General features: G+C 43.6%; 24 protein-coding genes and 1 tRNA gene. 12 read left to right on the top strand and 13 right to left on the bottom strand.

Annotated elements, in window-relative coordinates; genetic code table 11:
• From Aba26S_RS21425 to Aba26S_RS12475, 3 genes are all read left to right on the top strand, one after another.
• A partial coding sequence (locus Aba26S_RS21425) for a hypothetical protein (protein ID WP_252322553.1) occupies positions 1 to 77 on the top strand: 77 nt, incomplete at its 5' end.
• Positions 62 to 736, top strand: coding sequence for a ribonuclease T (rnt, locus tag Aba26S_RS12470; RefSeq protein ID WP_052500224.1), 675 nt, complete (start codon positions 62 to 64; stop codon positions 734 to 736). The genes Aba26S_RS21425 and rnt, both read left to right, overlap by 16 nt.
• Positions 720 to 789, top strand: a tRNA-Glu gene (locus Aba26S_RS12475). The genes rnt and Aba26S_RS12475 overlap by 17 nt, the downstream gene beginning before the upstream one ends.
• A 43-nt stretch (positions 790 to 832) precedes the next feature.
• Here Aba26S_RS12475 and Aba26S_RS12480 read toward each other — a convergent pair.
• Complete coding sequence (locus tag Aba26S_RS12480) at positions 833 to 1,768, bottom strand: hypothetical protein (protein WP_004657391.1); 936 nt, start codon at positions 1,766 to 1,768, stop codon at positions 833 to 835.
• 177 nt (positions 1,769 to 1,945) lie between these two features.
• Positions 1,946 to 3,556 (bottom strand): hypothetical protein, encoded by a 1,611-nt coding sequence (locus Aba26S_RS12485; RefSeq protein WP_043972377.1) that lies wholly within the window; start codon positions 3,554 to 3,556, stop codon positions 1,946 to 1,948.
• Positions 3,557 to 3,786: 230 nt separating this feature from the next.
• Here Aba26S_RS12485 and Aba26S_RS12490 point away from each other — a divergent pair, with 230 nt between their 5' ends.
• Positions 3,787 to 4,125: a hypothetical protein gene (locus Aba26S_RS12490; RefSeq protein WP_005238340.1), complete on the top strand. Its 339-nt coding sequence runs from the start codon at positions 3,787 to 3,789 to the stop codon at positions 4,123 to 4,125.
• A gap of 29 nt (positions 4,126 to 4,154) precedes the next feature.
• On the opposite strand, the gene Aba26S_RS12495 is transcribed toward Aba26S_RS12490, so the two are convergent.
• The 5 genes from Aba26S_RS12495 to Aba26S_RS12515 all read right to left on the bottom strand — a co-directional run bounded on the left by Aba26S_RS12495 (position 4,155) and on the right by Aba26S_RS12515 (position 11,474).
• A complete protein-coding gene (locus Aba26S_RS12495; RefSeq protein WP_043972379.1) occupies positions 4,155 to 5,099 on the bottom strand; it encodes a cation diffusion facilitator family transporter in 945 nt (314 codons plus the stop codon).
• Positions 5,100 to 5,228: 129 nt separating this feature from the next.
• Positions 5,229 to 8,396: an efflux RND transporter permease subunit gene (locus Aba26S_RS12500; protein WP_043972381.1), complete on the bottom strand. Its 3,168-nt coding sequence runs from the start codon at positions 8,394 to 8,396 to the stop codon at positions 5,229 to 5,231.
• Entirely contained in the window at positions 8,386 to 9,621 is a 1,236-nt protein-coding gene (locus tag Aba26S_RS12505) for an efflux RND transporter periplasmic adaptor subunit (RefSeq protein ID WP_043972383.1), read from the bottom strand. The genes Aba26S_RS12500 and Aba26S_RS12505 overlap by 11 nt, the downstream gene beginning before the upstream one ends.
• On the bottom strand, positions 9,621 to 11,039 hold the full coding sequence (locus Aba26S_RS12510; RefSeq protein WP_005238334.1) for a TolC family protein: 1,419 nt from the start codon (positions 11,037 to 11,039) through the stop codon (positions 9,621 to 9,623). Before Aba26S_RS12510 ends, Aba26S_RS12505 begins: the two co-directional genes overlap by 1 nt.
• A 54-nt stretch (positions 11,040 to 11,093) precedes the next feature.
• Entirely contained in the window at positions 11,094 to 11,474 is a 381-nt protein-coding gene (locus Aba26S_RS12515) for a cation efflux protein, CzcI-like (RefSeq protein WP_202948693.1), read from the bottom strand.
• Between the two features lie 152 nt (positions 11,475 to 11,626).
• Here Aba26S_RS12515 and Aba26S_RS12520 point away from each other — a divergent pair, with 152 nt between their 5' ends.
• On the top strand, positions 11,627 to 12,319 hold the full coding sequence (locus Aba26S_RS12520; RefSeq protein ID WP_043972386.1) for a hypothetical protein: 693 nt from the start codon (positions 11,627 to 11,629) through the stop codon (positions 12,317 to 12,319).
• Positions 12,320 to 12,626: 307 nt separating this feature from the next.
• The gene (locus Aba26S_RS12525; protein ID WP_005238327.1) at positions 12,627 to 13,004 is read left to right on the top strand and encodes a tetratricopeptide repeat protein; all 378 of its coding nucleotides are present in this window, start codon (positions 12,627 to 12,629) and stop codon (positions 13,002 to 13,004) included.
• A gap of 44 nt (positions 13,005 to 13,048) precedes the next feature.
• Here Aba26S_RS12525 and ettA read toward each other — a convergent pair whose 3' ends face one another.
• Complete coding sequence (gene ettA / locus Aba26S_RS12530) at positions 13,049 to 14,710, bottom strand: energy-dependent translational throttle protein EttA (protein WP_043972389.1); 1,662 nt, start codon at positions 14,708 to 14,710, stop codon at positions 13,049 to 13,051.
• A 301-nt stretch (positions 14,711 to 15,011) separates the two neighbouring features.
• On the opposite strand from ettA, the gene Aba26S_RS12535 reads away from it, so the two are divergent.
• Entirely contained in the window at positions 15,012 to 16,289 is a 1,278-nt protein-coding gene (locus Aba26S_RS12535; RefSeq protein WP_005238315.1) for an O-acetylhomoserine aminocarboxypropyltransferase/cysteine synthase family protein, read from the top strand.
• A gap of 248 nt (positions 16,290 to 16,537) precedes the next feature.
• Positions 16,538 to 17,425 carry an SDR family NAD(P)-dependent oxidoreductase gene (locus Aba26S_RS12540; RefSeq protein WP_043972392.1) on the top strand — a complete coding sequence of 296 codons (888 nt, stop codon included), beginning with the start codon at positions 16,538 to 16,540 and terminating at the stop codon, positions 17,423 to 17,425.
• A 69-nt stretch (positions 17,426 to 17,494) separates the two neighbouring features.
• Here Aba26S_RS12540 and Aba26S_RS12545 read toward each other — a convergent pair whose 3' ends face one another.
• The gene (locus Aba26S_RS12545; protein ID WP_043972395.1) at positions 17,495 to 18,592 is read right to left on the bottom strand and encodes an SDR family NAD(P)-dependent oxidoreductase; all 1,098 of its coding nucleotides are present in this window, start codon (positions 18,590 to 18,592) and stop codon (positions 17,495 to 17,497) included.
• Positions 18,593 to 18,699: 107 nt separating this feature from the next.
• On the opposite strand from Aba26S_RS12545, the gene Aba26S_RS12550 reads away from it, so the two are divergent.
• Positions 18,700 to 19,077, top strand: a complete 378-nt coding sequence (locus Aba26S_RS12550) for a MerR family DNA-binding protein (protein ID WP_043972397.1) — start codon at positions 18,700 to 18,702, stop codon at positions 19,075 to 19,077.
• A 498-nt stretch (positions 19,078 to 19,575) separates the two neighbouring features.
• Entirely contained in the window at positions 19,576 to 20,868 is a 1,293-nt protein-coding gene (locus tag Aba26S_RS12555; RefSeq protein ID WP_005238311.1) for an MFS transporter, read from the top strand.
• 66 nt (positions 20,869 to 20,934) lie between these two features.
• Here Aba26S_RS12555 and Aba26S_RS12560 read toward each other — a convergent pair whose 3' ends face one another.
• The gene (locus Aba26S_RS12560; protein WP_005238310.1) at positions 20,935 to 21,696 is read right to left on the bottom strand and encodes an HD domain-containing protein; all 762 of its coding nucleotides are present in this window, start codon (positions 21,694 to 21,696) and stop codon (positions 20,935 to 20,937) included.
• 399 nt (positions 21,697 to 22,095) lie between these two features.
• Between Aba26S_RS12560 and Aba26S_RS12565 the strand changes: the two genes are divergently transcribed.
• Entirely contained in the window at positions 22,096 to 23,403 is a 1,308-nt protein-coding gene (locus Aba26S_RS12565; protein ID WP_043972399.1) for a CitMHS family transporter, read from the top strand.
• 49 nt (positions 23,404 to 23,452) lie between these two features.
• On the opposite strand, the gene Aba26S_RS12570 is transcribed toward Aba26S_RS12565, so the two are convergent.
• Entirely contained in the window at positions 23,453 to 24,337 is an 885-nt protein-coding gene (locus Aba26S_RS12570; protein WP_043972401.1) for a LysR family transcriptional regulator, read from the bottom strand.
• A gap of 107 nt (positions 24,338 to 24,444) precedes the next feature.
• Here Aba26S_RS12570 and Aba26S_RS12575 point away from each other — a divergent pair, with 107 nt between their 5' ends.
• Positions 24,445 to 25,200, top strand: coding sequence for an SDR family oxidoreductase (locus Aba26S_RS12575; RefSeq protein WP_043972454.1), 756 nt, complete (start codon positions 24,445 to 24,447; stop codon positions 25,198 to 25,200).
• 49 nt (positions 25,201 to 25,249) lie between these two features.
• Here Aba26S_RS12575 and Aba26S_RS12580 read toward each other — a convergent pair whose 3' ends face one another.
• Positions 25,250 to 25,567: an AzlD domain-containing protein gene (locus Aba26S_RS12580; protein WP_043972403.1), complete on the bottom strand. Its 318-nt coding sequence runs from the start codon at positions 25,565 to 25,567 to the stop codon at positions 25,250 to 25,252.
• Complete coding sequence (locus tag Aba26S_RS12585) at positions 25,564 to 26,277, bottom strand: AzlC family ABC transporter permease (protein ID WP_043972455.1); 714 nt, start codon at positions 26,275 to 26,277, stop codon at positions 25,564 to 25,566. Before Aba26S_RS12585 ends, Aba26S_RS12580 begins: the two co-directional genes overlap by 4 nt.
• Positions 26,278 to 26,300 lie beyond the last annotated feature (23 nt).

Consider the following 26,300-nt stretch of genomic DNA (forward strand, 5'->3'; position numbering starts at 1 on the left):
AATCTTTTGATTACCTAGAAGATCAGAAAATTATCCCACTTCATGCAGGTAAAACACTGCAATGGAGAAAAGTGTGACCCAAGAAGAAAATAAAGCGCCTGTGATCGGACAGCGTTTTCGTGGATTTTTACCTGTTGTCGTCGATGTAGAAACTGCAGGTTTTAATTCGCAAACCGACGCCCTACTTGAAATTGCCTGTATCCCGATTGTCTATGATGAACAAGGACAGTTTGTCCCAGGTCCATCATTTCAAGCACATATCAATCCATTTGAAGGTGCAAATCTTGATCGTCGTTCACTCGATTTTATTGGGATTGACCCATTTAACCCAATGCGTGTTGCAATGGCTGAGGATGAACGAAGTGCTTTACGTCGCATTTTCAAATCATTGAATGAAGTACGCAAAGCCCAACACTGTACCCACGCGGTATTGGTCGGTCATAACGCGCACTTTGACTTAGGTTTCCTGCAAGCTGCAATTGCACGTTCTGGAACCAAAAACCAGAATCCTTTTCACAGCTTTTCGGTGTTTGATACGGTGACCTTAAGTGCAGTCATGTTTGGGCAAACCGTGTTGGCACGTGCCTGTATTCAGGCCGGAATCGAGTTTGATGGTAAGGAAGCACACTCTGCTTTGTACGATACGCAGAAGACCGCTGAACTGTTTTGCTATATTTTGAACAAACTGTCTCCTCACCTTCTTGACAGTTTGGTGACATATCGTCTAGAGGCCTAGGACATCGCCCTTTCACGGCGGTAACCGGGGTTCGAATCCCCGTAGGGACGCCAAATTCTGAAAAAGCCACTGCATTGACAGTGGCTTTTTTATTGCCTATTCAGTTCCAATCCCGACCTGAACTTCTAATCGTCCAGACTGTACACGCAGCCCACGGATCTCGAATTGATCCACCAGTTGCTGGACCAGCTCACGGCTTTCTTGCAAGATATTTAAGCCCGGTAAAATACTAAAATCAGTCAGGTTTAATAACTTATCCACCATCCATGAGCGGTTATTAATGAAATCAATAAAGCCTGCTTCTTCCAGATCGATATACCATAAGCGATGCCCTTCTTTTTGAATGCCGGGCACATCACGGATCAGATGATTAATCAAAAACGGAATTGGTAAGGAGTTAATTAATTCAAAACTGACATTGCCAACACGACGTGCTGCCCAATTGGTCAGGGTTCCGCCATGACGGATTTGTAAATCCAGATGCTCATCAACCTGACGTAAACGTAAATACTTTTCTTGTCCGATACGACATTCCAAGACATTAAATTCAAGTGAAAGACGATATAGAAAACGGCGATAATGCCCATCCAATTCAATATGGAAACGGTCATTCCCACATTCAATTTTAATGTCATCAATTTCGCTACGATCCATTCGCTTGCGAATTTGATTATTGAGCAACATTTCGGGTAGATACAAGGTCAGACTACTTTTGCCCAAAGAGGCTCTTGCCATGGCCAAAGCCACCTGACGTGCTGCTTCACTGGTCTCCGATACCATATCTCGTACGGTATTGCGCACTCCTTCGACACCACGCTTGGTATGATGTGTGACATGATCCAGGGCATCGAGTGCTGCATCTGCCACACCCGCAATATTGCGCGACGTATCACTGGCAAATTCCACCGCATCCTGTGCATGCTGCAATGTTTTATTAATCAGTCGACGTGATAATGATGGTTTCTCGGCAGAAACTTCCGCATCAGCCGGCATTATATCGAACATCGCCTTTTTATCATCTTGTCGATTCAAGATGCTCTCCCTCTTCCCTTTCTTACAGACTCATTTCTTATGAGCATCAATCTGCTTTCTGAACTTATTAGATATTTTTCTGTAGATTAGCATGCTCTGCGCTGTGATTTGCGTATTTTTGTTGCATCGCTTCAAATTATTTGCCACATCAGACCAACAGCAGTTTTAGATAAAATTCTATGGTTCATCAACCTGAATAGATGCTTGTCTATCGTCGGAGCCAAGCATCTGAATTTGCTCTAAACGCAGCACTTTATACTGTTCTAAAATCGATCCCAACTGCCGTACTTGCTCTTGCCCAACACCGAAATTCGATAATTCACGTAAAGCCACCCATGCGGCTTGCATTTGCTCAAACTGACTACCTTTAACCAGTTTTAGCATCATCCAGTCAGCGAGATCGTGCACACGTTTATGCATTTCAAACTGCAATGCAAATAAATGGCTGATTAAAGCTGATGCATCCAATTGTCTCAACAACCCTTGAACCTGGCGAAGCTGTTGAGTCTGTTGTTGCAGATGAGGACTTAAAACCTCCTGATTAAACCAGAATGCAAAAGCAATCATATCTTGAACAACCACATCTCGTTGCATATAAAGTGCATTCCGTTCAGGATGCCGTTTATTCAAACGAATATCACCTAAATAGCTCATCAAACCTTGTTCCAAGATGATCTGAATATGACCTAAATCAAAATCTCGCTTTGGTTCCGAATCAGCCTGGCTCAGTTGATCAAGCAATACCGCATATTGAACAGGGTGCTGTAATAAGCACAAAATCTCTGCATTCTGTTGGATGGCTTGCCATAAACAAGTCAGCGGTAGATCGGCTTGCCCTGTACTGCTCATACCTTGCGCCAGCAGATGCTGCCATGCGGCTTGCATCGTATTTTGCTGATGCAAGCTCGTGAACACACTCTGCCCGGTTAAAAGCTGTGGTGCAGTTGCAATCACCTCCTGACTAAAAGGAAGATGCACTTGCTTAACACCCAAAATGCTATTTAAGGATTTTCCCAGTGAATTCAGACCACGTCCCAAATCCGCCAGCAGAGGGGGATTTGATGTCCGTGTTTGCAGAATGGACTCGGGTAATAATAAGCTGACTACACGTTGTAATCGCTGGTTCTGATTTTTCTGATCAATTGGTTTCAGATGGTGCAACAACAAATGAAGGGCATATTCAACATCACTCAGCTGTGGCTGATATTCAGGCTGATTGCGACTTAATAAACAATCAATATAAGCATAAAAAGCGCTTTCATTGCGTTGTTGCGATTGTTGTGCTGCCCATTCATAGTATTCAATCGCTTGCGTGTATTGCGTCGCCCCGGCATAAGCTTTGGCCAGTGCAATCGCATGTTGTGCACTCGGATAATGTTGTTGGAAATAATGCAAGAGATCAATTTTCGGTTGTTGATCCAGACAGCGATCCAACTGACGCAGATAGCCATTGATGTGTTGCTGATTCGGCTGTTTCACAATGAAATTCAGTCTATAGACCAAACACTGCTCATACCATGCATATTTACGCGCATGCGACTCATAAGCACTCATTAACTCATCTTCAATCAGCTGAATCAATTGGTCAGCATAGAGCATGTCTTCCGCATTCTCATGCCTGAATTGCCATTGTTTGGGTAAAACCACTTTAAATAAACGTAACAGAAAATGCGCACTGAGGTCAGGACTTTGCATCGTCACCAGCATGAGCTTCTCTTGAGCTGACAGATGTTCTTTTCCCTTCTGAATACGCGCTAAACGCAATTTGAGAATCTTGGTGGGTAACATGCGCTTCCTTTCGCATTCTTCAGCCTGCTCAAGTTGCAACTTAGCAGACTGCCCCTGCTTTTGCGAATGGCTTTAGACGAGCTGTCGCAGCGCTTGTAAAGCCAATACGATGCTTGACGCTGGAGTACGATAAACAATAAAAATAAGTAAATTTATGTATTTGAAAGGCTCAGGATTTTTGCTTTCACATAATTTTCGTTAAAATGAACAAAACCGAATAGGAATTCTCTATGCAATATCGTTGCCCCAAATGTCAAAGCGCAAAAATCATGCCTGTCAGTCAAGGGATGAACAGCCCCCGTCCGAATGTACCTAAAAGTTTGGTGCTTTTAGTTCCAGCAATTTTTATTTTGTTGCTCTTGGTGCTGATCAGCGTTGGCATGTGGATTTTTGGCAATGGTGCGGGACAAGGCCTGCAAATTGCGACGGTTGTCGTCTTTGCAATCTGTGTCATTGCAGGCGTTCTGTTCTGGCGTGATCTACCTGATTTTAAAATTTCAATGCAAGCATTTATGCAGGCACAGAAATATTGGAAATGCCGTGACTGCAATCATGAATGGCAGAACTAATAAATATTTAGATAGAGATTCACATCAGCTTAATGCTGATGTGAAAGATCTTGTTCAGCTTTTTCAGCATGTTGATGGGTATGCTGACAGTTGATTTCTGCATCATCTTCAATCTGTAAAGTCACCTCAGCAATGCCATGCTCATGCGATAACATTTCGGTTGCAGCACGATGTAACTGATTACGATCGGCATTTGGTGCAAACAGATGAACAGTCAAATGAATATTCTTTGAGGTAATCGCCCAAACCTTCAACTGATGGATACTTTCCACCCCCTCCAACGACAGTAGATCATTTCTAAGCTTTTCAATATCCACTTCTTCAGGCACGCCTTCCAATAAAATATTGATACTCTGCTTGAGCAGAATCCATGTTCTCGGTAAGACCCAGAAACCAATCGCGACCGCAAGAATGGTATCAACCCAGTACCAGTTGGTGTAATAGATAATGACCGCACCCACGATAACTGCGACTGAACCCAGTGCATCACTCAACACTTCCAGATAGGCACCTTTCATATTCAGGCTTTCTGCCGCGCTGGACATTAACAGCTTCATGGAAATGAGATTAATAATCAGACCCAAGCTCGCCACAATCAACATACCAACACTTTGAATTTCAGGCGGTTGCGTAAAGCGCTGATACGCTTCGTACAGGATATACATGGCCACAAAGAACAACATCGACGCATTAAACAATGCCGCCAGAATCTCAAAACGCTGATAGCCAAACGTGCGCTTGTTATCTGCTGGACGTTTGGCAATTTTAATCGCCACCAACGCAATCGCCAACGCAGCGGCATCGGTAAACATATGCGCTGCATCGGACAGTAAGGCTAAACTTTGCGTTATTAAACCTGCGACCACTTCAACCACCAAGAAGGTTGAAGTCAGTATCAGCGCAATGGTGAGTTTTTTGATATTACCTTCTGTGACTGCTGCATGACTATGGTCATGCCCTTGATGTCCACTCATGTAGGACTCCTTTTATCATTATCAAAGCAAGACCTGTTGCAGTCTTACAGGCAGCCAAAGCGAAAATCGCTTTGGCTGGTTCAGATTCTTCTTAATCAAGTGCTTCATTAAGAAGATAGCATAAACGGATTAAATTGCACTTTCCTGACGTTTGCTCTGTTTCGCTTCATTCATCCAACGATATACCACGGGCAGGATCAGTAAGGTCAGCAAGGTGGATGAAATAATTCCACCAATCACCACGGTTGCCAGTGGACGCTGTACTTCTGCACCCGTACCTGTAGCGATCGCCATCGGAATAAAACCAAGCGATGCAACAAAAGCAGTCATCAGAACGGGACGTAAACGCAATATCGCGCCATGCCAGGTAGCATAATGAACATCATATTGTGCCCGCAGCTCTTTAATAAAGCTGAGCATCACCAAACCATTTAATACTGCGACACCCGAAAGGGCAATAAACCCCACCCCTGCGGACATGGACAATGGGATATCACGTAGCCACAGCGCCACCAATCCACCCGACAGCGCAAACGGTACACCACTAAAGACCAACAAACTTTCTTTAAAATTGTTAAACACAGCCATCAACAGAATAAAGATCATCAACAAGGCCAATGGCACCACAATCTGCATTCTGGCTTTAGCCGAGGCAAGATTTTCAAATTGCCCACCATAACCCAGCCAATAACCGCTTGGTAATTTTTGCTGTGATAACTTCTGTTGCATCTCACCCACAAACGAGCCTAAATCGCGATCTCGAACGTTGGTGGTCACCACGACACGGCGTTTCCCATTCTCACGACTGACCTGAGCCAAGCCTAAAATGTTTTCCACTTTTGCAACGTCTTGCAATTTGATTAATCCGCCATTCGGCAGTTGGATCGGTAACATGGCCAATTGTTGTGGCGTACGCATCACATCATCTAAACGTACGACAAAATCGAAACGGCGGTCGCCCTGTAAAATTTGCCCGACACTTTGACCACCAATACTTGCGGCAACCAAATCTTGGATCGATTTCACCGACAAGCCATATTGCGCCGCCAGTGCATGGTCAATATCCACATTCAGCAACGGTAAACCGTCCGTCTGCTCGACTTTAACTTCGCTCGAACCCGTGATGGTTCTCAGAGTTTGAGCAACTTTTTCAGCCTCTTGATTCAAGACCTGCATATCATCACCAAACACCTTCACCCCAATATCACTACGCACACCCGAAATTAATTCATTAAAACGTAGTTCAATCGGTTGTGAAAACTCACTGTTATTACCCGGGATTTTCTCCACATAAGCCAACATTCGAGTTCGAAGATCATCAATGGTTTCCGACTTATCTGGCCATTGATCACGCGGTTTTAATAACACCACGGCATCGGAAATATTCGGTGGCATCACATCCGTTGCCACTTCGGCTGTACCCGTACGTGCAAAGATTGCTTTAATTTCAGGGAATTCTGCGAGTAATTGCTTCTCAACACTTTCCTGAATTTTGAGTGACTCTTCAATCCCGGTACTCGGCGCACGCATCAACTGCAAGGCAAAGTCACCCTCACTCAGTTGTGGTGCAAACTCGCTGCCGACGCGCGAGCCGATTGCAGCAGTTAAGACTAAAATCGTGATTGCTCCTGCTATCACGACATAACGGAAAGCATAGGCTTTATCCAATAAGGCCTCATAATTGCGCTTTAATGCCGCCATCCAGCGACTTTCTTTCTCTTTCACTTCACCAGTAACAAATAAAGCCACTGCCGCAGGGACAAAGGTCACTGATAAAATAATGGCACCGATCAAGGCCAACACCACCGTCATTGCCATAGGATGGAACATTTTTGCTTCCACACCAGCCAACGCAAAGATCGGTAAATACACCACCATAATAATGATTTGTCCAAAAATCAGTGGACGTCGCGCTTGTTTCGCTGCCAAGAAAACTTCGGTGAAACGTTCAGAACGGGTCAGCAATCGCCCCTTATGATGTTGTGCTTCGGCTAGCCGTCGAATACAGTTTTCGACAATCACCACTGCACCATCAACGATAATCCCAAAATCCAGTGCCCCGAGACTCATCAGGTTGGCACTGATTTTCTGTTCCGCCATCCCCGTCAGGGTAAACAACATCGACAAAGGAATAATACAGGCGGTAATTAATGCGGCACGGAAGTTCCCCAAGAACACAAACAGAATCACAATCACTAGGATTGCACCTTCAATCAGGTTTTTGGCTACCGTTTTAATGGCCTTATCCACTAAATTACTACGGTTGTAAACAGTTTCAATCACTACCCCTTCAGGCAATGAGCGTTTGATTTCCTGCACTTTGCTGTCGAGTGCCTGGGCGATCGATTTACTGTTCTCGCCCATCATCATCATCGCGATACCGAGTACCGTTTCTTCACCGTTATAGGTCGCACCACCAGTTCTCAAATCATGGCCAATCGAAACGGTTGCGACATCAGCAACACGGATCGGCAAACCATTTTTGGTACTAACCGTCACGTTTTCAATATCTTGTACGGTTTTCAGCATACCTGGAATACGCACGGTGAGCTGTTGACCATTTTCTTCAATAAAACCCGCACCGCGGTTTTCATTATTTTCGGTCAGCACCGTTTGCAAATCAGATAACGGAATTTGCAGTTGTTGCAAACGTTTTAAATCAGGAGAAACCACATAGGTCTTGTTATATCCCCCGATGGTATTAATTTCTGCAACACCTGGCACTCGCTGTAATTGAGGACGAATAATCCAGTCCTGAATTTCACGCAAATCCATGGCTTGATACGGCGTCCCATCTGCCTTTTTCGCATTCGGTTCCGCTTTGACTACCCATTGATAAATCTCCCCCAGACCAGTTGAAATCGGTGACATTTGCGGGTCAATATCATCTGGCAAAGCACTCTTGGCTTCCTGCAAACGCTGATTAATCAGCTGACGCGCCCAATAAATATCGGTCCCATCTTTAAAAATCACCGTGACTTGCGATAAGCCATAGCGTGAGATTGAGCGGGTCTGTTCCAGATTTGGAATACCAGACATGGCATTTTCAATCGGATAGGTAATCCGTTGCTCAACTTCAGGCGCAGTAAAGCCACCAGCCTGACTATTAATTTGTACCTGAACATTGGTAATGTCAGGGACGGCATCAATCGAAAGCTTCTGATAGCTATAAATCCCAACCCCGATCCATGCCACCACAAACAGCATGACCCAGATCGCATTGCGGATTGAAAACTGAATAATCCGATCAAATAGGCCTTCCGCAGGCGGAAGCCCCAAATTATCCTTAGTGTCCATGCTCGGCCTCTCCTTTCTCGATCTCAGATTTCAAAAGGAAACTGCCTTGACTAACATATTGTTGCTTTTCAGTCAGGCCAGATTGAATTTCCACCCATTGCCCATCACTTGAATAACTGCCGAGCTGAACAGGTGTTGGCGTGAAATGCATTTGGTCTTTTTCTTGCTTGGCCACAAAAACCGTGGCTTTGCCATCGATCTGCTGAATCGCGGCTTTGGCAACCCGCAACACAGGTTTTTTATCGGTGCCATCTAGCAGCACATTCACCATTAAGTTTGGTCGTAATTCTTTGGCAGGCGTTAACACTTTGGCACGTACCTGCAAACGACCCGTTTGCGTATCTGCTGCTGTGGTTAAGGTCTGAATTTGTGCTTTAAAGCTATTATTGGTTTGCAGTGATTTAAACTCGATCTGCTGATCGGGTTGGACATTGATGTTATTCACGCTCGGTAAAATAAATTCAATCCAGAGTTGATCCAGCTGATCAATCACAAAGAGCTGCTTATCTGCAGTAATTTGCTCACCAACCACAATATCTTTCAGGCTCACCACCCCACTTAACGGTGCGGTCAAGACATAGCGCCCCTGACTGCCACTGGATGCACCCAAGGCAGATAGACGGCTTCGTGCAGCCTGTACCTGAATCTGCGCCTGACGATAGGCATTGTAGGCACGTTGATAATCCTGACGTGCCGAAACACCTTGTTCCCAGAGTTGTTTTTCACGCTGATAGTCTTGTTGGGCAAGCGTTAACGCTTGCTGCGCAATACTTAAATTGGCTTGTTGATCGACTAAATCCGGAATGAATAAGGTAGCTAACACCTGCCCTTTCTTGACCTGTTGACCCAGTACGGCATTGACGCTTTCTACACGTCCAGCAAAGGTTGCTGAAACATGCGCTTGTTGATCGGTATTGGTTACCAATTTCGCAGGATAGGCAAATTGCTGACCCACCTCGCCAACACCCACCTGAGCCAGTTTAACGCCATATTCAGTCATCTGTTTAGGGCTTAGATTTAAACTGCCTTCCTCACTTGTCTTGCCATTGCCTGCCTCACCTTCTGCATGCCCTTCCTCACCCTCTGCATGACTATCGCCCGCACTAGCGGCATCACCACCAGCTTTGTTCTTGCCAGTAAAAAATAGTAATGCACTGAGGACTAAGCCAACCACGACAACCAGAATGACCCAAAACCACTGCTTTTTAGATTTATTTGTCGACATTATTCTGCTCCTACTACAGTGGGAAGGTTATTGGTATCTTTCCAAAGGGTTTGATTAATCTGGTTTAAAGCATCTGTTGAACTCACAACACTTGGCTCAATGCCCAGTGCTAAACTCTCAGCTTCAATTTGTTTTTGCCATGCACTTTTCAGCAATTGCACTTTATTTAAACGCTGGTCTTGCAATTGCATGGTGGCTTGCTGCACATCGGTAATGGCATATTTACCCACTTTAAAACCCAGCAACATTTTTTCTTGTACGCTTTCAGACAGTGGAATTTGCCGTTGGTTGACCAAATCAAACTGTTGTTTCAAACCCATCAATTCAGCGGTAAGTGTCTGAATGGCATTTAAGTTTTGCTGTTTGTAAAACTGCTGCTGTTTGACCAGCAAATCTTGTTTGGCGTTGGCAATCCGCAGAGAATATTGCTGACGGTTAAAAATATTCAAAGGAATCTCGACACCCACTCTGAACTTGTTATCCGTGGAGTTTGTATCTGCACTTTTACTTTGCACCATGCCCAGATTGATCGTTGGATTCGGGCGGTTGGATGCTTTTAAATAATCAATATTGGCTTTTTGTCGCACAATATCGAGCTGAATTGCACGCTCAAATAAATTGTCCTGCAAATAGCTTTGCAAATCTTGTTGCTGCGGCCAAGCATTGGCCATTTCAGCGGAGTAGCGATTGTCGGTACTGCCCCACAAATTTGCCAACTGACGCTTTGCTGTGGCTAAAGCCAGTTCGGTTTGCTGAAATAAACGCTGATTCTCAATATGTGCCATTAACGTACGGTCTAAATCGACCTGTGCGATACTGCCTGCTTTCAGTCTTAAACGTGTCGCATCTAAAGTCGCCTGACTGGTTTTTAACTGTGCCTGTACCACATCATGCTCAAGCTCTAAAATCACCACTTGTGACCAAAGATATTTGACAGCGAGCTCTAGCTGCGCGTCGTAAAGCGCCTGATTAAGCCCCACTTGGGTCGCTTGCACATCGGCGAGTTTGACCGCAGCACGGCGTTGGCCAAAAACATCCAGTTTTTGCGACACACCAAATTCAAGCTCTTTATCCTTACCAGACCTGAAATCCGTTTGCTGGATAGAGACACTTGGGTTTGCCCATAAAGCGGCTTGTTTGACATTGGCCTCGGCAATCCCCTGCTGGGTTTGCCATACCCCCATGCTTGCCTGATGTTGTTTAACATCTTGCAACACTTGCTCAAAGCTCAGGTTACGTTGTACCACCTTGCTTGGTGGTTGATTGGCATCAAGCAACGTCTCTGCTGCAATGGATGGACTCAAAACGGCAGTGCTTAAGGCAATCGCGATGACTGACCACTGCAATGACAATTGAATACGATTTTTCTGCGTATGCTGCTCAATCGCATGGATACGCTGATTTAAACGAAAAGACATATAAAGCCCCGCAAAATAATAAGATTACGGTGGGCTATTTTTCGGCTACCCCACCTATAGCGGGGTCAATACAGGGGGCGGATTTAATCCGATTAAATGTGGGGACTGATATGAATTAGACCAGTAATATTTTTGTTCTGCTTTATGCATCCGCAACATGGGTTCATTCAGTTGCTGTTGAACTTCAGCCACCACCACATGGAAGCAGGAAGGTAAATGATCATGATGATCTTGCAGACTGAGCGGCATCGGTAAGTCAGAGACATCCTGATCTACCACGACTTGCTTTTTCTCTGGTACATGATGCCCGAAATGGTTTAGGCTGCTGTACTCACTTGAGGTTTCATGCGCGCAAAACGCTGCCGCCACATTCCAGAAACTTTGGAACATGAACAGACTCAGCAAGACGGTCACGAAAACAGTTGAGCGTTGCAACAGCACACCCTTACAGTAAATTGCACAAAGGCACTATAGCAGGCTATCGCGATGTAATAAAATTACAAAACAATTTTTAGTCAATTTCTCACTGATTTAAAAAGTTTTTTCGTCGACTTTGATCACTATAATTTTTCTTTGACAGGTATTTTATGTCTAAAATCTTTCCTATTTTGCTGTTGGCTATAGGGCTCAGCCTCAGCGGATGTGCCACCACCCTTCTTTCAACAGCACTTCCCAATGAGACCAGCCGCATTCAAACCGATACTATAAAAACCGACCAGATTATTGCACTGGGGCAAGCCATTCAAAACCAGCAAAGCCAAGGACTGGTGTTTATTGGTCAGGATTTTAATTATTTAATGACGGATGGGAGTGCTGAGCTACTTAAGCTTCTGCATGCAATTCCAGCGCAACAGCGATCTTTCAGCGGCGCATCTCCTTTGCTTCTCACGATGGAAGATCCAAATCATTTTCGTGGCGTCTTACAAATTCAATATAATACCCGCATGGTTGATCTCAATCAGAAGCAAAAGGATTTATTAAAGTCTTTAGGCTTTAGACAAAATTTTGACTTGATTCAAAATCAGCAAACCGCTCCTTATCCTTATATTAATGTTTTTTTCAAAGGCCAGTTGTATCAGCGCTTGGATAACCAAAAAATTCAGCAAAAATTAGCAGTACCATATCCTGTTCGGCTACAGCAAGAAACAACCATTACCACCAAACATCCAGTGAAACGAGCAACTCGTACGGTGTTATATCCTTTAGCCATGGTTTTTGATGTTGTAACCATTACGCCGCTATTAATCTGGTCAGATCTGCGTGGCGATTTTAATAAATAGCTGGAGGTTAATGCTAACGCTCACTTTTGAATGGTTAGCATTATCAGCTCATTCTTTAAAATACAATCATAAGATTTATTTATTATAACTAAAAAGTCTCATTAATTTAAATCAATAAAGACCTTCTATATGAAGAAAAAGTGGATCATACTCCCTGTTCATTCTTTTTTAATATAACGGCTTGAATAAACGTGACCGTGTTTACATTTTAATCTCATTATATACATAAATAAATTAACACAAACTAATAAAAAAGATTTATATTCAAATCACAATAATGAAAAAGCTTGAACTAAAGGAGACTGCCATGAATCTAAATATCGTAAAACAACAATTGCGCTCATGTTTCCTTAGCTTTAAGGAGAATGATGCTGTTCCTGAATCAGAGCGAGAAATTAATAAAGCACAATTCTTCGAAAGTTTAGCAATCAGTGATCACTATAAAGAAGATCACTATACCATTTCCTCTAATGATCGAAATGCAATGTGGTACTTTTTACGTGCCGCACTAAGAGGTAATTCGAATGCCGCATTTAAATTAGGTGAAAGTTACTTACACGGTGAACTCGGTTTAGATAAGGACTATAAAAAAGCCCAATATTGGCTAGAAAGAGCAATGAACCAAGGCCACCCTCAGGCAAAAGATTACCTTTATACTGCATTTAGTGAACTGGCTTTTTCATAAGCTAAAAAAAAACCAGCTTAAAAGCTGGTTTTTTGTTTCAGGTCTTAGCCTGTGATTTTTTTGTACTTGGTCCGTTTTTGAGCGGCATCATCACCTAAACGAGATTGGCGGTAAGCCTCATATTCTGCATAGTTACCTGTGTAGAATTCTGGCTGTTCGTTCTCAAATGACAAGATATGCGTTGCAATACGGTCAAGGAACCAACGGTCATGCGATACCACCATCACAGTGCCTGGGAAGACCAGAATTGCATCCTCAAGCGCACGTAAGGTTTCGATATCCAAGTCGTTCGATGGCTCATCCAGCAAGATCACGTTTGCGCCCATCTGCAAGATCTTTGCCAGTTGTAAACGGTTACGTTCACCACCAGACAATTCACCTACACGTTTTTGCTGATCTTGACCTTTAAAGTTAAAGCGACCGATATAAGCACGTGATGCGATTTCATAATCACCAATTTTCAGGATATCTAAACCGCCAGAAACTTCTTCCCAAACCGTTTTGTTGTTATCCAAGGTGTCACGAATCTGACCGACGTAAGCTACTTTAACTGACTCACCTAAAGTCACAGTCCCCGTATCCGGTTGCTGTTCGCCAGTCATCATACGGAATAAAGTGGTTTTACCCGCACCATTTGGACCAACGATACCCACAATCGCTGTAGGAGGGACAGTGAAAGTCAGGTTTTCATAAAGTAAGCGACCATCGAATGATTTACTGATCCCTTCCACTTCCACAACTTTGTTACCCAAACGTGGGCCAGGTGGAATGTAGATTTCAGATGTTTCATTACGTTGTTGGAATTCTTTAGAGTTAAGCTCTTCAAAACGTTCCATACGCGCTTTGTTTTTCTTTTGCTGACCTTTGGCATTTGAACGAACCCATTCAAGTTCTTTTTTCAATGCTTTAGCAAAAGATTCTTCTTGTTTCTGTTCCTGCTCTAAACGGGCATTTTTCTGTTCCAACCAAGAAGAATAGTTACCTTGGTAAGGAATACCATGTCCACGGTCAAGTTCAAGAATCCACTCAGCCACGTTATCCAAGAAATAACGGTCATGCGTAATCGCCACGATCGTACCAGGGAAGTCTTTCAAGAAACGCTCTAACCAAGACACGGATTCAGCATCTAAATGGTTGGTCGGTTCGTCAAGAAGTAACATGTCTGGCTTAGACAACAATAAACGGCACAGTGCAACACGGCGACGTTCACCACCTGAAAGCAAGGATACATCAGCGTCCCAAGCGGGCATGTTCAATGCATCCGCAGCAATTTCAAGCTGATTGTTCAGGTTGTGGGCATCCCATGCATGGATGATCGATTCCAATTTTTCCTGCTCTTTCGCAAGTGCATCGAAATCTGCATCTGGTTCAGCATATTCAGCAAAAACCTGGTCAAGACGCGCCAAAGCATCCAGTGCTTCACGTACGCCATCTTCAACGTTACCACGAACGTCTTTGCTTGGATCAAGTGGCGGTTCTTGTTCTAAGTAGCCGATTTTGATTCCTGGTTGTGCACGTGCTTCACCTGAGAAATCTTTATCTACGCCAGCCATAATACGGAGTAAGGTTGACTTACCTGCACCGTTCAAACCAAGCACACCAATTTTTGCGCCCGGGAAAAATGATAAAGAGATGTCTTTTAAGATTTCGCGCTTCGGCGGAACCATTTTCGACACTCGGTTCATCGTATAAATATATTGGGCCACGCAGGACTCCTCAATTGAAAAACCAATACATCGCAAATAAAGCGAATAAATAATCGGGCGTATTATACGCTGAAAACCCAATCGACTTGAAGTTAAGTTAGGATTTGTTTATCCCGAACGGCAGATTTTATTTTTCAAGACATTACAGGATCGAATGATTTCACTTTTATCAAAAGATTTTCCATGGGCAGAGCACTGGTTATATCAGGAAAAACGCTATACAGCGCAAAATTTATGCACCATTTTGGATAAAATATGCGCTAGACTCGGTCAGTATTTAACTCACGTAGATGATGTAATCATGACCTATAAAGATGAAACTTTAGCCATTCATGCGGGATATTCACCAGAAGCGACCACCAAAGCCGTGGCCGTGCCGATTTATCAAACGACCTCTTATGCCTTTGATAATACGCAACATGGTGCAGATTTATTTGATCTCAAAGTACAGGGCAATATCTATACCCGAATCATGAATCCGACCACAGCCGTGCTGGAACAGCGTATTGCAGCACTGGAAGGCGGGATTGGTGCCTTGGCTTTAGCCTCTGGCATGGCTGCGATTACATATGCGATTCAAACCATTGCCGAAGCGGGTGACAATATTGCATCGGTATCGACCTTATATGGTGGTACTTATAACTTGTTTGCTCACACCTTGCCAAAGCAAGGCATTGAAGTCCGTTTCTTCGACTATCAAAACCCAGAGGCATTGCGTCAGATTATTGATGATAAAACCAAACTGGTCTTCGTTGAGTCGATCGGTAACCCACTCGGCAATATCATCGACTTAGACGTGATTGCCAAAATTGCACATGAATACGGCGTACCTGTGATTGTAGATAATACGGTGGCCACACCTGCGTTACTCAAACCTTTTGAATTTGGTGCAGATATTGTGATTCATTCACTGACCAAATATATCGGTGGTCATGGCAACAGTATTGGTGGCGTGATTGTCGATAGTGGGAAATTCCCTTGGGGCAAATATCCTGAACGCTTTAAAGCCCTGAATACGCCAGACCCAAGCTATCACGGTGTGAATTATGTCGAAGTATTGGGTGAAGCGGCTTATATTGCACGTGCGCGCGTGGTGCCATTGCGCAATACAGGCGCCGCGATTAGCCCTCTCAGCGTATTTTTGATTCTACAAGGCCTGGAAACTTTGAACTTACGCATGGAGCGCCATACTGAAAATGCCATCAAGGTTGCTGAATATTTAAAACAGCACCCGAAAGTAAAATGGGTGAATTATGCAGGCCTCTCAGATCACCCACAGCATCATTTGGCCCAAAAATATGTGAAAGGTAAACCTTCCGCCATCCTGTCTTTCGGCGTCCAAGATGGATTGGCTGGGGGGACACGTTTTATTGATGCATTACAGCTATTTACCCGCTTAGTAAACATTGGCGATGCCAAAAGTCTGGCTTGCCATCCTGCGACGACCACCCATCGTCAACTCAATGCCGAAGAGCTAAAGTCAGCTGGGGTTAGTGAAGACCTCGTCCGCTTGTCTATTGGGATTGAGCATGTAGATGACCTGATTGCGGATCTTGAACAGGCCCTTGCACACGTTTAATTTGAATGAAATCGATTAGCCCCGGATACGGGGCTTATTTTTTATACAAATACTCAAAAATATTATTTCTTTTTCAACTATTACAACATCTTACTTTAGAGCTTTTACTCTAAAAAAACTATTATTTTTCAGATATTTACACTAGACAAACAAAAAATATCGACTATTATTAGACCAAAATAAATTGCAATGTTAATCGCAATAAGAAAGCATTGTATACAACAGCGTGATTAATGTAGGACACTTACATGAATGCAAAACTCAAAAAACTTTTTCAGCAAAAAGTCGACGGTAAAACAATCATTGTCACTGGTGCATCAAGTGGCATTGGTTTAACGGTTTCAAAATATCTTGCTCAGGCAGGTGCCCATGTCTTATTGCTCGCTCGTACGAAAGAGAAGTTAGATGAGGTCAAAGCAGAAATCGAAGCTGAAGGAGGCAAAGCCTCTGTTTTTCCATGTGATCTAAATGAAATGGAATCGATTGATGCCGTTTCAAAAGAAATTTTGGCGGCGGTGGATCATATCGATATTCTGGTCAACAACGCAGGTCGATCAATTCGTCGTGCCGTACACGAGTCAGTGGACCGCTTCCATGACTTCGAACGAACCATGCAGCTCAATTATTTCGGTGCAGTTCGTCTAGTGCTGAATATCTTACCGCATATGATGCAACGTAAAGATGGTCAGATCATTAACATCAGCTCGATTGGTGTATTGGCCAATGCAACCCGTTTCTCGGCGTATGTGGCTTCTAAAGCAGCGCTGGATGCATTTAGCCGTTGTTTGTCTGCAGAAGTTAATTCACACAAAATTGCGATCACCTCTATTTATATGCCATTGGTCCGTACGCCAATGATCGCACCGACCAAGATTTATAAATATGTCCCGACGCTTTCGCCAGAAGAAGCAGCAGACTTGATTGCTTATGCCATCGTGAAACGTCCAAAGAAAATTGCCACCAACCTCGGCCGCCTTGCGTCAATTACATATGCCATCGCGCCTGACATCAACAATATTTTAATGTCCATTGGTTATAACTTGTTCCCAAGCTCTACCGCCTCTGTGGGTAAACAAGAGAAATTAAACCTGATCCAACGCGCCTATGCACGTTTATTTCCAGGTGAGCATTGGTAGTCTTTTGTCACCAGATTCAATAAAAAACAGCCAATCTTTTGATTGGCTGTTTTTTATTTGCAAAAGACTTTAGCTTACTTGGTTGATCCAGTCCGTAGTTTTACGGATCGCCACCTCTACATTACCGGTTGAGATCTGCCAACGCTGTTTGAACTGCTGTAAATCGGCTTGTTCTAAAGGCTCAGTTCTTAGGAAATCTAACATTTCCGTAGACATTTCTAGTTTCTTCGCCAACCATTGCCACTTTAAAATTAGTTTCAATAAACCGATCGGAACCTGCCGTGTGGGAGCCTTGACTTGCAACTGAGCAGCAATCATGCCTGTCAATTGAGGCAGGCTGAGCTGATGCTCGCTGACCACCAACATCGATTGATTCACTAAATCCTGATCCATCGATGCCTTCACCATGATCTGACACAAATCATCGACACGGATCAGAGGTAGATAATGTTGGGCTGTTGCAGGGATGGCGCTCATTTTTCCCCGCTTTAACAAATCAATCATTTGCGCGATCGGCTGATTTGTGGGTATTTCACCGGACTCCTCATCGCCAACAACTGTTGCTGGATGGATAATGGTCCAGTCAACAGATAACTGTTGCGCCTGCTGTATCCATGCAAAATGAGCTTCTACTTTCGATGCCTCATAGGCACCTAAATGCTGGTAAACTGCGAGCCAATTGGTCTTGTCAGGCCGATCAAGGCAAACTCCCGCTTGTTCTAAATGGCTTTGAATCGTCAACATATAACCCGAAACATGGACAGCGCGTTTTAAATCACAATGCTGATGCACACAATCTAATAAATTCAATGCACCTTTAACATTGACAGTCCTTGCCTGCTGCATACTGAGATTCCATGCAAATAATCCACTGCTATTATATAAGGTGTTGACGGACTTTAATTTGTCCCAATCCTCGCGGCTGATGGCCAAATCCACCTGCGTTATATCACCTTGAATAAAAATCAGTTGATCCAAGGAAATACCCTTTTGACTAAGCCAATGCATAAGTATTGTTTGCTGTTTCGCCTGATTCCGAACCAAGGCAAAGACCGAGTGGCCCTGTTTCAAGAGTTCCAAAATTAAGTAACGACCAATAAATCCTGTTGCACCTGCAACCAAAGCGACTGGTTTATCTTGCTGTATTCTGAAGTTGTTATGATCCATCTCTCACGCTCTTTTGATTGAATATAGGCATAGGCTAAAGGATGGAGTACACTCAATGGTCAAGGGATTTATGCAATTACTTTTTAAAATAACAAAGGATATTCATTATGTTGATTGGACAGTTGGCAAAACAGGCCGATCTTAGTCGAGATACCATTCGCTTTTATGAAAAAATGCAGTTGATCCAGTCGATGACCTGCAATAATGGCTATAAAGATTACCCTGAACAAACCCTACAACAACTCCAATTGATTCGTACTGCTAAAAATCTAGGCTTTGCGCTGAGTGAAATTAAACAGATCTTGGCAATGACGGTACAAGATGAAATTCCTGCCGCACAGCTCCAAACAATCCTTCAGGAAAAGCTCAGCCGGATCGATGAAAAAATTGCCCAACTTGATCAAATCAAAGCAATGCTGCATAAACTGACACAAGGAGAACCATGTCCATTAAGAGCAGACTGTGCTGTTCCAGTACTCAATTAATGACCATAAAAACATGCTTGCATCTCAATAATAGCGATGTCTATAAATCAAAACTTATCCACAGCTTTGCTGCATTAAGCAGCAACTCCCCTACTGCTTTATCCATAAGCCTATTTTCTAAATCATTCGTTTGCAGTCTGATCATCAAATCCAGCTACACTCATCCTCATGCACGGGCTTGAAGCGGAATCATAAAATTAAACTCATCTACATGCTTTCATGACAATCGACGTACATGACACCATATGCTTTACTGAAAAGAATCCCCCTCCCATAACTCAATTAATTGCTTTTTAAAAACATTAAATTCTCAATATTGACTATTTTGACATTCTTCCCCTGTTAAAGAGTCAGTAAAAAATCGTGCCTATTCTCCACATATAAAAATGTTTTCATAAAAAACATACAAAATAGTGCCATTTTCATACTTTTTTAGCGGTATATAACATTCTGTAAAGATTCAGTTACAGAATCTTGCTTGGTTGAAAAGGAACGTATATGAGTCAGACATATAGCAAGGAAGAAAGAACAAGCCGTATCAAGGGTATTGTCGGTGCGGCATCAGGGAATCTAGTTGAATGGTTTGATTTCTATATTTATGCAGTTTTTGCGGCTTATTTTACCCATGCCTTAACTGCACCAGATATGGAACCAACTACCAAAGCCATTTATGTTTGGGGGGTGTTTGGTGCCAGCTTCTTTATGCGACCAATTGGGAGCTGGTTGTTCGGACGGATTGCTGACCGTCAGGGCCGTAAGCAGTCGATGGTCATTTCGATTTGCTTGATGGCACTCAGCTCATTCCTCTTTGCCGCTTTACCGACCTATGATCAAGTCGGAATGTGGGCACCGTTTTTACTGCTTATGGTGCGTTTATTACAGGGTCTCTCTGTCGGTGGAGAGTACGGTGCTGTGGCGACCTATATGAGTGAACTGGGTTTAAAAGGACAACGCGGCTTCTTTGCTTCCTTCCAGTATGTCACCTTGTCAGGGGGGCAGTTACTGGCCAGCTTGCTGGGAGTAATCTTGCTTGGTTTCATGACTGAGCAGCAATTGAATGATGGTGGCTGGCGTATTCCATTTGTTATTGGTGGTATGGCGGCATTGCTTTCGTTAGTTGCACGAAGCCGCTTAGAAGAAACTTTATCGCATGAAGATGCTGAGCGTGAAGAATCGGGCAGCTTAATCGCTTTGCTGAAGCAGCACTGGAAAACCTTCTTATTAGTGGTGGGCTATACTTCTGCAGGTTCACTGACCTTCTATGTGGTCACCGTGTACTCAAAAACCTATCTCACCAATATCGGCATGGATGGCAAAACCGTTGGTTTCATCATGACCACGGCCTTGTTTGTGTTTATGTTGGCTCAACCGCTATTTGGTATGCTTTCTGACCGTATTGGCCGTCGTGCATCCATGCTGGCCTTCAGCTTACTCAGCGCCATCTTTATCTATCCAGTGATGGTGACGGGCATGCGTAGCTTTGCCGATTCGCCAGTCATGATCACCTTATTGTTGATTTTCCTGATGATGTTACTGAGCTTCTATACCTCGATCAGTGGTCTGGTCAAAGCTGAAATGTTTCCACCACATGTTCGTGCTTTGGGCGTTGGTTTTTCTTATGCGGTCGGTAATGCCTTGTTTGGCGGTTCTGCTCCCTCGGTGGCCTTATTGTTCAAAGATGCAGGCATAGAAAATACCTTCTTCGTCTACGTGATTATTATGCTGTTGATCTGTTTCTTCTGTAGTTGGGCAATACCGAAAAAACCTGAATATCTGGAACATGATCATTAACTCAAGCTCCTAAAACTCCAACCACTTTTGCTGTAGCAAAGGTGGTTTTTTTATATGCGGTATTCATCATGCATAAGGGTTTAACTTCACCAAGTGTTTTAAACCACTATTTACCAACATTGCGGTCCGAGATTTTGGACGTCTTTGTCCTTCCTGCTGGGTAAATTCAATCATGTTTTGACTGAAATCCAGGCGCGGATACTGCTGCTGTAATTGTTGTCTGAACAGGCTGGAAAATTCAAAACCGCGACTGCCAATCACATCACAACTGGCAGCCTGTTGCAGTAAATGTGCCTCGACCCCTTCATCCAATGCGACATAAGGATTCATATGCAGGCTGATTGCGTCAAACAATTGATCTGCGCGTAAGTCTTGCCAGCCTCGTTGAATTGACCAGTCTTTTGCAGCATATGCCCCTTGCCCGGCAAAACAGCGACAGTTTGCATGATACTGATCATATTGCTTCGTCATACCCAAATCATGCAATAAACACGAAACTGCCAATAATTCATCATCGCGTTTTAATTGTTGCATCTTGGCAAATGCAACGGCATAACACCATGTGCGCAGACAATGATTTTGCAAAGCCTCTGCGCTGCAAGATTGCATTAACTCCAATGCCTGTTGTACCTCTAAGCTATCAGGTAACTTTAGATCGTCCAGATTCAATTGAAACTGTGATGCAGGCCTTATACGGTGCGACAAGCTATACATGTTTATGCTCTGTTTGAGCACAGGCAACAGACTATGGCGCAGTAGCGCCATGCGATCTTTTAAGGATAAATCACCCGAACTTTGCACCATCCAGGCTTGTCGGCCAATCCGCATGTTCATCTCACTGGATAAATTAGAGCATTTACTCTAATTTATCCAGTCCTCAAAAGTCAAAGTTTTAATCGCTTTTATCCTGAGCACATGTATGAGGTCGTTCATCTTGATGAAGACTATTCTTTAGCTGCCCTGTTGCCTTAGGGTGATTTTATGCAAGAGTCCAAAATAGAATTAATATTTCTTTATTTATCAAGTATTTTTAAATTTCACCTACCACTATTATTTATTAAAATTTAAATGATCTGGCGATTTATTCGCCTTTTCGTTTAATTTTCCTGCTTAAATTTAAGTTTAAATTAAGTTTTTATGCATAATGGACGGCGCTTCATTTTTTTATTTTTGGTGTATTTTTAACACTTTTTTATGGCAAGAGGTTACAACTTAAGGGAGTAAATAATGCTTACGCTGATAGGTATTCTAATTATTGTGACGATTGTCGTGCTGCTCATGTCTGGTAAAACCAGTCCTATTGTAGCCATGTCGATTGTTCCACTGATTGGCGCTTTAATTGCAGGCTTTTCGATTAGCGATATTTCCGGCTTCTTTGAAGCAGGGCTATTAAAAGTCAGCAAAGTGGCCACCATGTTTTTATTTGCCATTTTGTTTTTTAGTATTTTAAAAGAGTTACATGTCTTTGATCCAATGATTCGAAGCATGGTGCGTATGACACGCGGTAATGTGGTGATTGTTGCCGTCATGACCACCTTAATTGCGGCTGTTGTGCATCTGGATGGTTCAGGTGCAGCCACTTTTCTCATCATTATTCCCGCATTACTTCCACTTTACCGCAAATTAGGGATGAGTCCTTACCTGATGCTATTGCTAATGGCAGGCAGCATGGGGGTGATGAACATGGTTCCGTGGGGTGGTCCTTTAGGACGTGCCTCAGCCGTTACAGGAATTGAAGCAGCAGAACTCTGGCGTAGCCTGATCCCGGTTCAGGTGGTTGGGGTACTCGGTATGATGGGCTTTGCTGTTCTGATGGGGCTTCGTGAAAAAAAACGGATCTTGGCCGCCCAAGCTTTCGGCACCACGCCATTTGAACAAGATTGTATGGCCGCAGATCTTGCAGAAGATACACAAGAACAAGTAAAGCCTAAAAAGTTCTGGTTTAACATTGCCTTGGTTATTCTTGCCGTGATCTGTCTTGCATTTGGTCTGTTCTCAGCCCCTTATGTCTTTATGATTGCCTTATCGCTGGTTTTACTGGTGAATTTCCCCAAACCTAGAGAGCAAATGGCTGTTATTAACCGCCACGCGCCACAAGCACTTAGCATGGTTGCCATTATTTTTGCTGCTGGTGCCTTTTTAGGGATTCTCTCCGAATCTGGTATGTTGCAATCGATTGCACTGGATCTGATCAAGATTTTGCCAAGTACATGGGTAGGTAGTCTACATATTCTGGTGGGTATGCTCGGCGTTCCAATGGACTTATTTACCAGTACCGATGCCTACTATTTTGCCTTGCTCCCGATCGTACATGAAGTCACCTCAACAGCTGGAGTTTCTGCTCACTCGGTGGTTTATGCCATGGCTATTGGCAATAATGCGGGAACCTTCGTCAGCCCATTCTCACCCGCCACTTGGCTGGCTATGGGGCTGGCAGGAACGGATATGGGACGTCACTTACGCTATTCCTTTGGCTGGATCTGGTTATTTAGCTTTTTCACCTTGGGTGTGGGCTTCTTGCTTGGCCTGTACTAATCGTTGTAACCGTCAAAAAGCATACTCAGGTATGCTTTTTTATGTCCGACTAAAGTTGGGCTTTTAATAATCCATCGAGCCAATCAATAAAATCTTGAAGATATTTGGGACGATATTGGCGATCCGTCAGTAAAATATTGACGGGCAACTGCAAGTTTGGAATATCCATAAATAAGCGCTGTAACTGACCTTGCTGAACATAGGCAGCTGCATCAAATTCAGGAATTTGAATGATGCCAATACCGGCTAAACCCGCTTGAATATAAGCTTCAGTATTTTCAATCAACAAGCGATACGGCAGCTTGATCCGCTGGTCCTGAAAGACCAGTTCACTAAATTCACGATAATGCTTGGCAACATGATAATCCACAGCGAAATGCTGCTGAAGCTCATCTACATGCTTTGGTTCACCAAACTCTGCCAGATATTGCGGCGAAGCCACCGTCCAGATCTGAGTGTGGGTAATGGGCCGAATCAATAAATACTCATCCTGCACCTGCCCCACACGTACCACACAATCAAGCTGTTGCTCGATCAAATTGGAGAAATCATCACTACCGTTGATCAGCACTTTGACCTTGGGATAACGCTGATAAAAAGAAAGTAAATGAGGAAGGAGAATCTGGGTAACCATTCGTTTTGGCATCCCGATACTGATCGTGCCCTCTTGGCTGCGTGCCTGACGTTTAAAACGATTCAACTCTTTTAACTGCATGACCAGACGTAATGCCTCGTCATAAAATAAACTTCCTTCATGCGTTAATGCCACCTTACGGGTGGTTCGATAAAACAGCAGCACTTCATATTCTTTTTCCAATGCCTGTATGGCATAGGTTACGTTCGAACGCGGCAATCCGAGTTGTACTGCAGCTTGTGCAAAAGACTGTTTCTCTGCAACCAAACAGAAAATTTTTAAACGATCAATCTTGTCCATTTTATTATTCAACTTTGTTGCACAATCAGTTCCATACTAACAACTATTTCAAACAAATAAATTGGATTAGGATGATTTTCATGCCAAAACAACATGAGAACAATCCGATGTCACAACATCAATTAAAGGGCAAAACCGTCTTGATCACGGGTGGTGCTAAAAACCTTGGTGGACTAATTTCACGTAAATTTGCCGAACAAGGTGCAAATTTATTGATTCATTACAATAGTGCTGCCACGCAAGCCGACGCGGAACAAACCTTAAAAGACGTACAAGCATTTGGGGCAAAAGCGATTTTGGTCCAAGCCGATTTAGCTGACATTCAAAATATCGAACAACTCTTTATTACCGCCAAAGCCGAATTTGGTGGCATCGATATTGCCATTAATACTGTAGGGCGAGTGCTGAAAAAACCATACCTAGACACTACCGAACAAGAATTTGATGGCATGAATGACATCAACAACAAAATTGCCTATTTCTTTATTCAATCGGCTGGCCGTCATCTCAATGCGAACGGCAAAATCTGTAGTATCGTGACCAGTCTGCTTGCCGCCTATACAGGGCTCTATTCAACCTATGAAGGTCTAAAGGCACCGGTCGAGCATTATACTCGTGCTGCATCCAAAGAGTTTGGTGCGCGTGGTATCTCGGTAACCGCCGTCGCACCCGGCCCAATGGATACCCCGTTTTTCTATGGTCAGGAAGCACCTGAAGCCGTGGCTTACCATAAATCGGCGTCCGCCTTGGGTGGACTGACCAAGATCGAAGATATTGAACCTTTAGTTCGCTTTCTAGTCACAGATGGCTGGTGGATTACAGGCCAAACCATTTTCGCCAATGGCGGTTATACCACACGTTAATTTTGAGACTTACTCATGCTTGGGCATGGCTTGCCACTGCCCAAGTCGACTAAGGCAGCCAAAAGACCAAGGCATAAAAACAGGCCAGACTAAGGAAAATTGTCAGCAAGGTATGCTTGACCTTATAAGCAATCACAATGGTTAGAATTGTGGCAAGAAAATACGGGTTCAATAAAGTCTCACGAAAGCTACCCTGCTCATCCATAAACACAATCGGGGTCGCAATCGCAGTCAACAAACACGGTGCAGAATATTGTAACGATTGCTGAAACCATTTCGGTAGCCGTAAAGGGATATTCGGTTCCAGCAGCATATAGCGATTCATAAACACCACGATTGCCAGAACAATCAGAAGAGACCAACTCATGCTGTACGCTCCCGAAGATTCTGTAAACAGGTAGCCGTCAACATTCCAATCACGCCCGCCAAGATCGCAGCACTTTTGATGCCTAAGCTCAGGAAAACCAAGGTTAAACCCACAGAGACCAACACACCCACCAAGGTATTCAGGTTTTTAATAAAAGGAATCACAATCGCAATAAAGGTGGCAACAATAGAAAAATCCAGATGGTATTGATGCAGATTGGGCACAGAGGCCGCCAACAGGATCCCGCAAACACTAAACAGTACCCAACACAGATAGAAGCAACTGCCTGCTCCCAATAAATAGTAAATATAATGCGGCTGCTTTTTAATACTGACCGCGAACAGCTCATCCGTCAGTAAAAAGCCCAACAGTAAACGATGCTTTAATGGCTGTTTGGCAATGTCTTCACGTAAATACAGCGCATATAAATAATGCTGGGTGGTGATCAGAAATACGGAAATGATAATCGTGAGCGCGGGCGTTCCGGCCATGACCAAACCTAGCGTCATTAATTGCGCTGCACCTGCAAAAACCAAAGCGGACATGCCAATCGCTTGTGCCGTGGTGAGTTCCGCCTGTATCGCCATGGAACCCGCAAGCAAACCCCAAGGTAGAACTGCAAAGCATAGAGGCAGTATTTTAATCACACCGTTTAAAAATGCCCGAGAGGCGGTCATTGGCGTGTTATCTGTTATGGTCTCACTTAACATCAACATCACAATTTTTCATACAA

This window comes from Acinetobacter sp. NBRC 110496 (genome assembly GCF_000876115.1).
Classification (GTDB): Bacteria; Pseudomonadota; Gammaproteobacteria; order Pseudomonadales; family Moraxellaceae; genus Acinetobacter.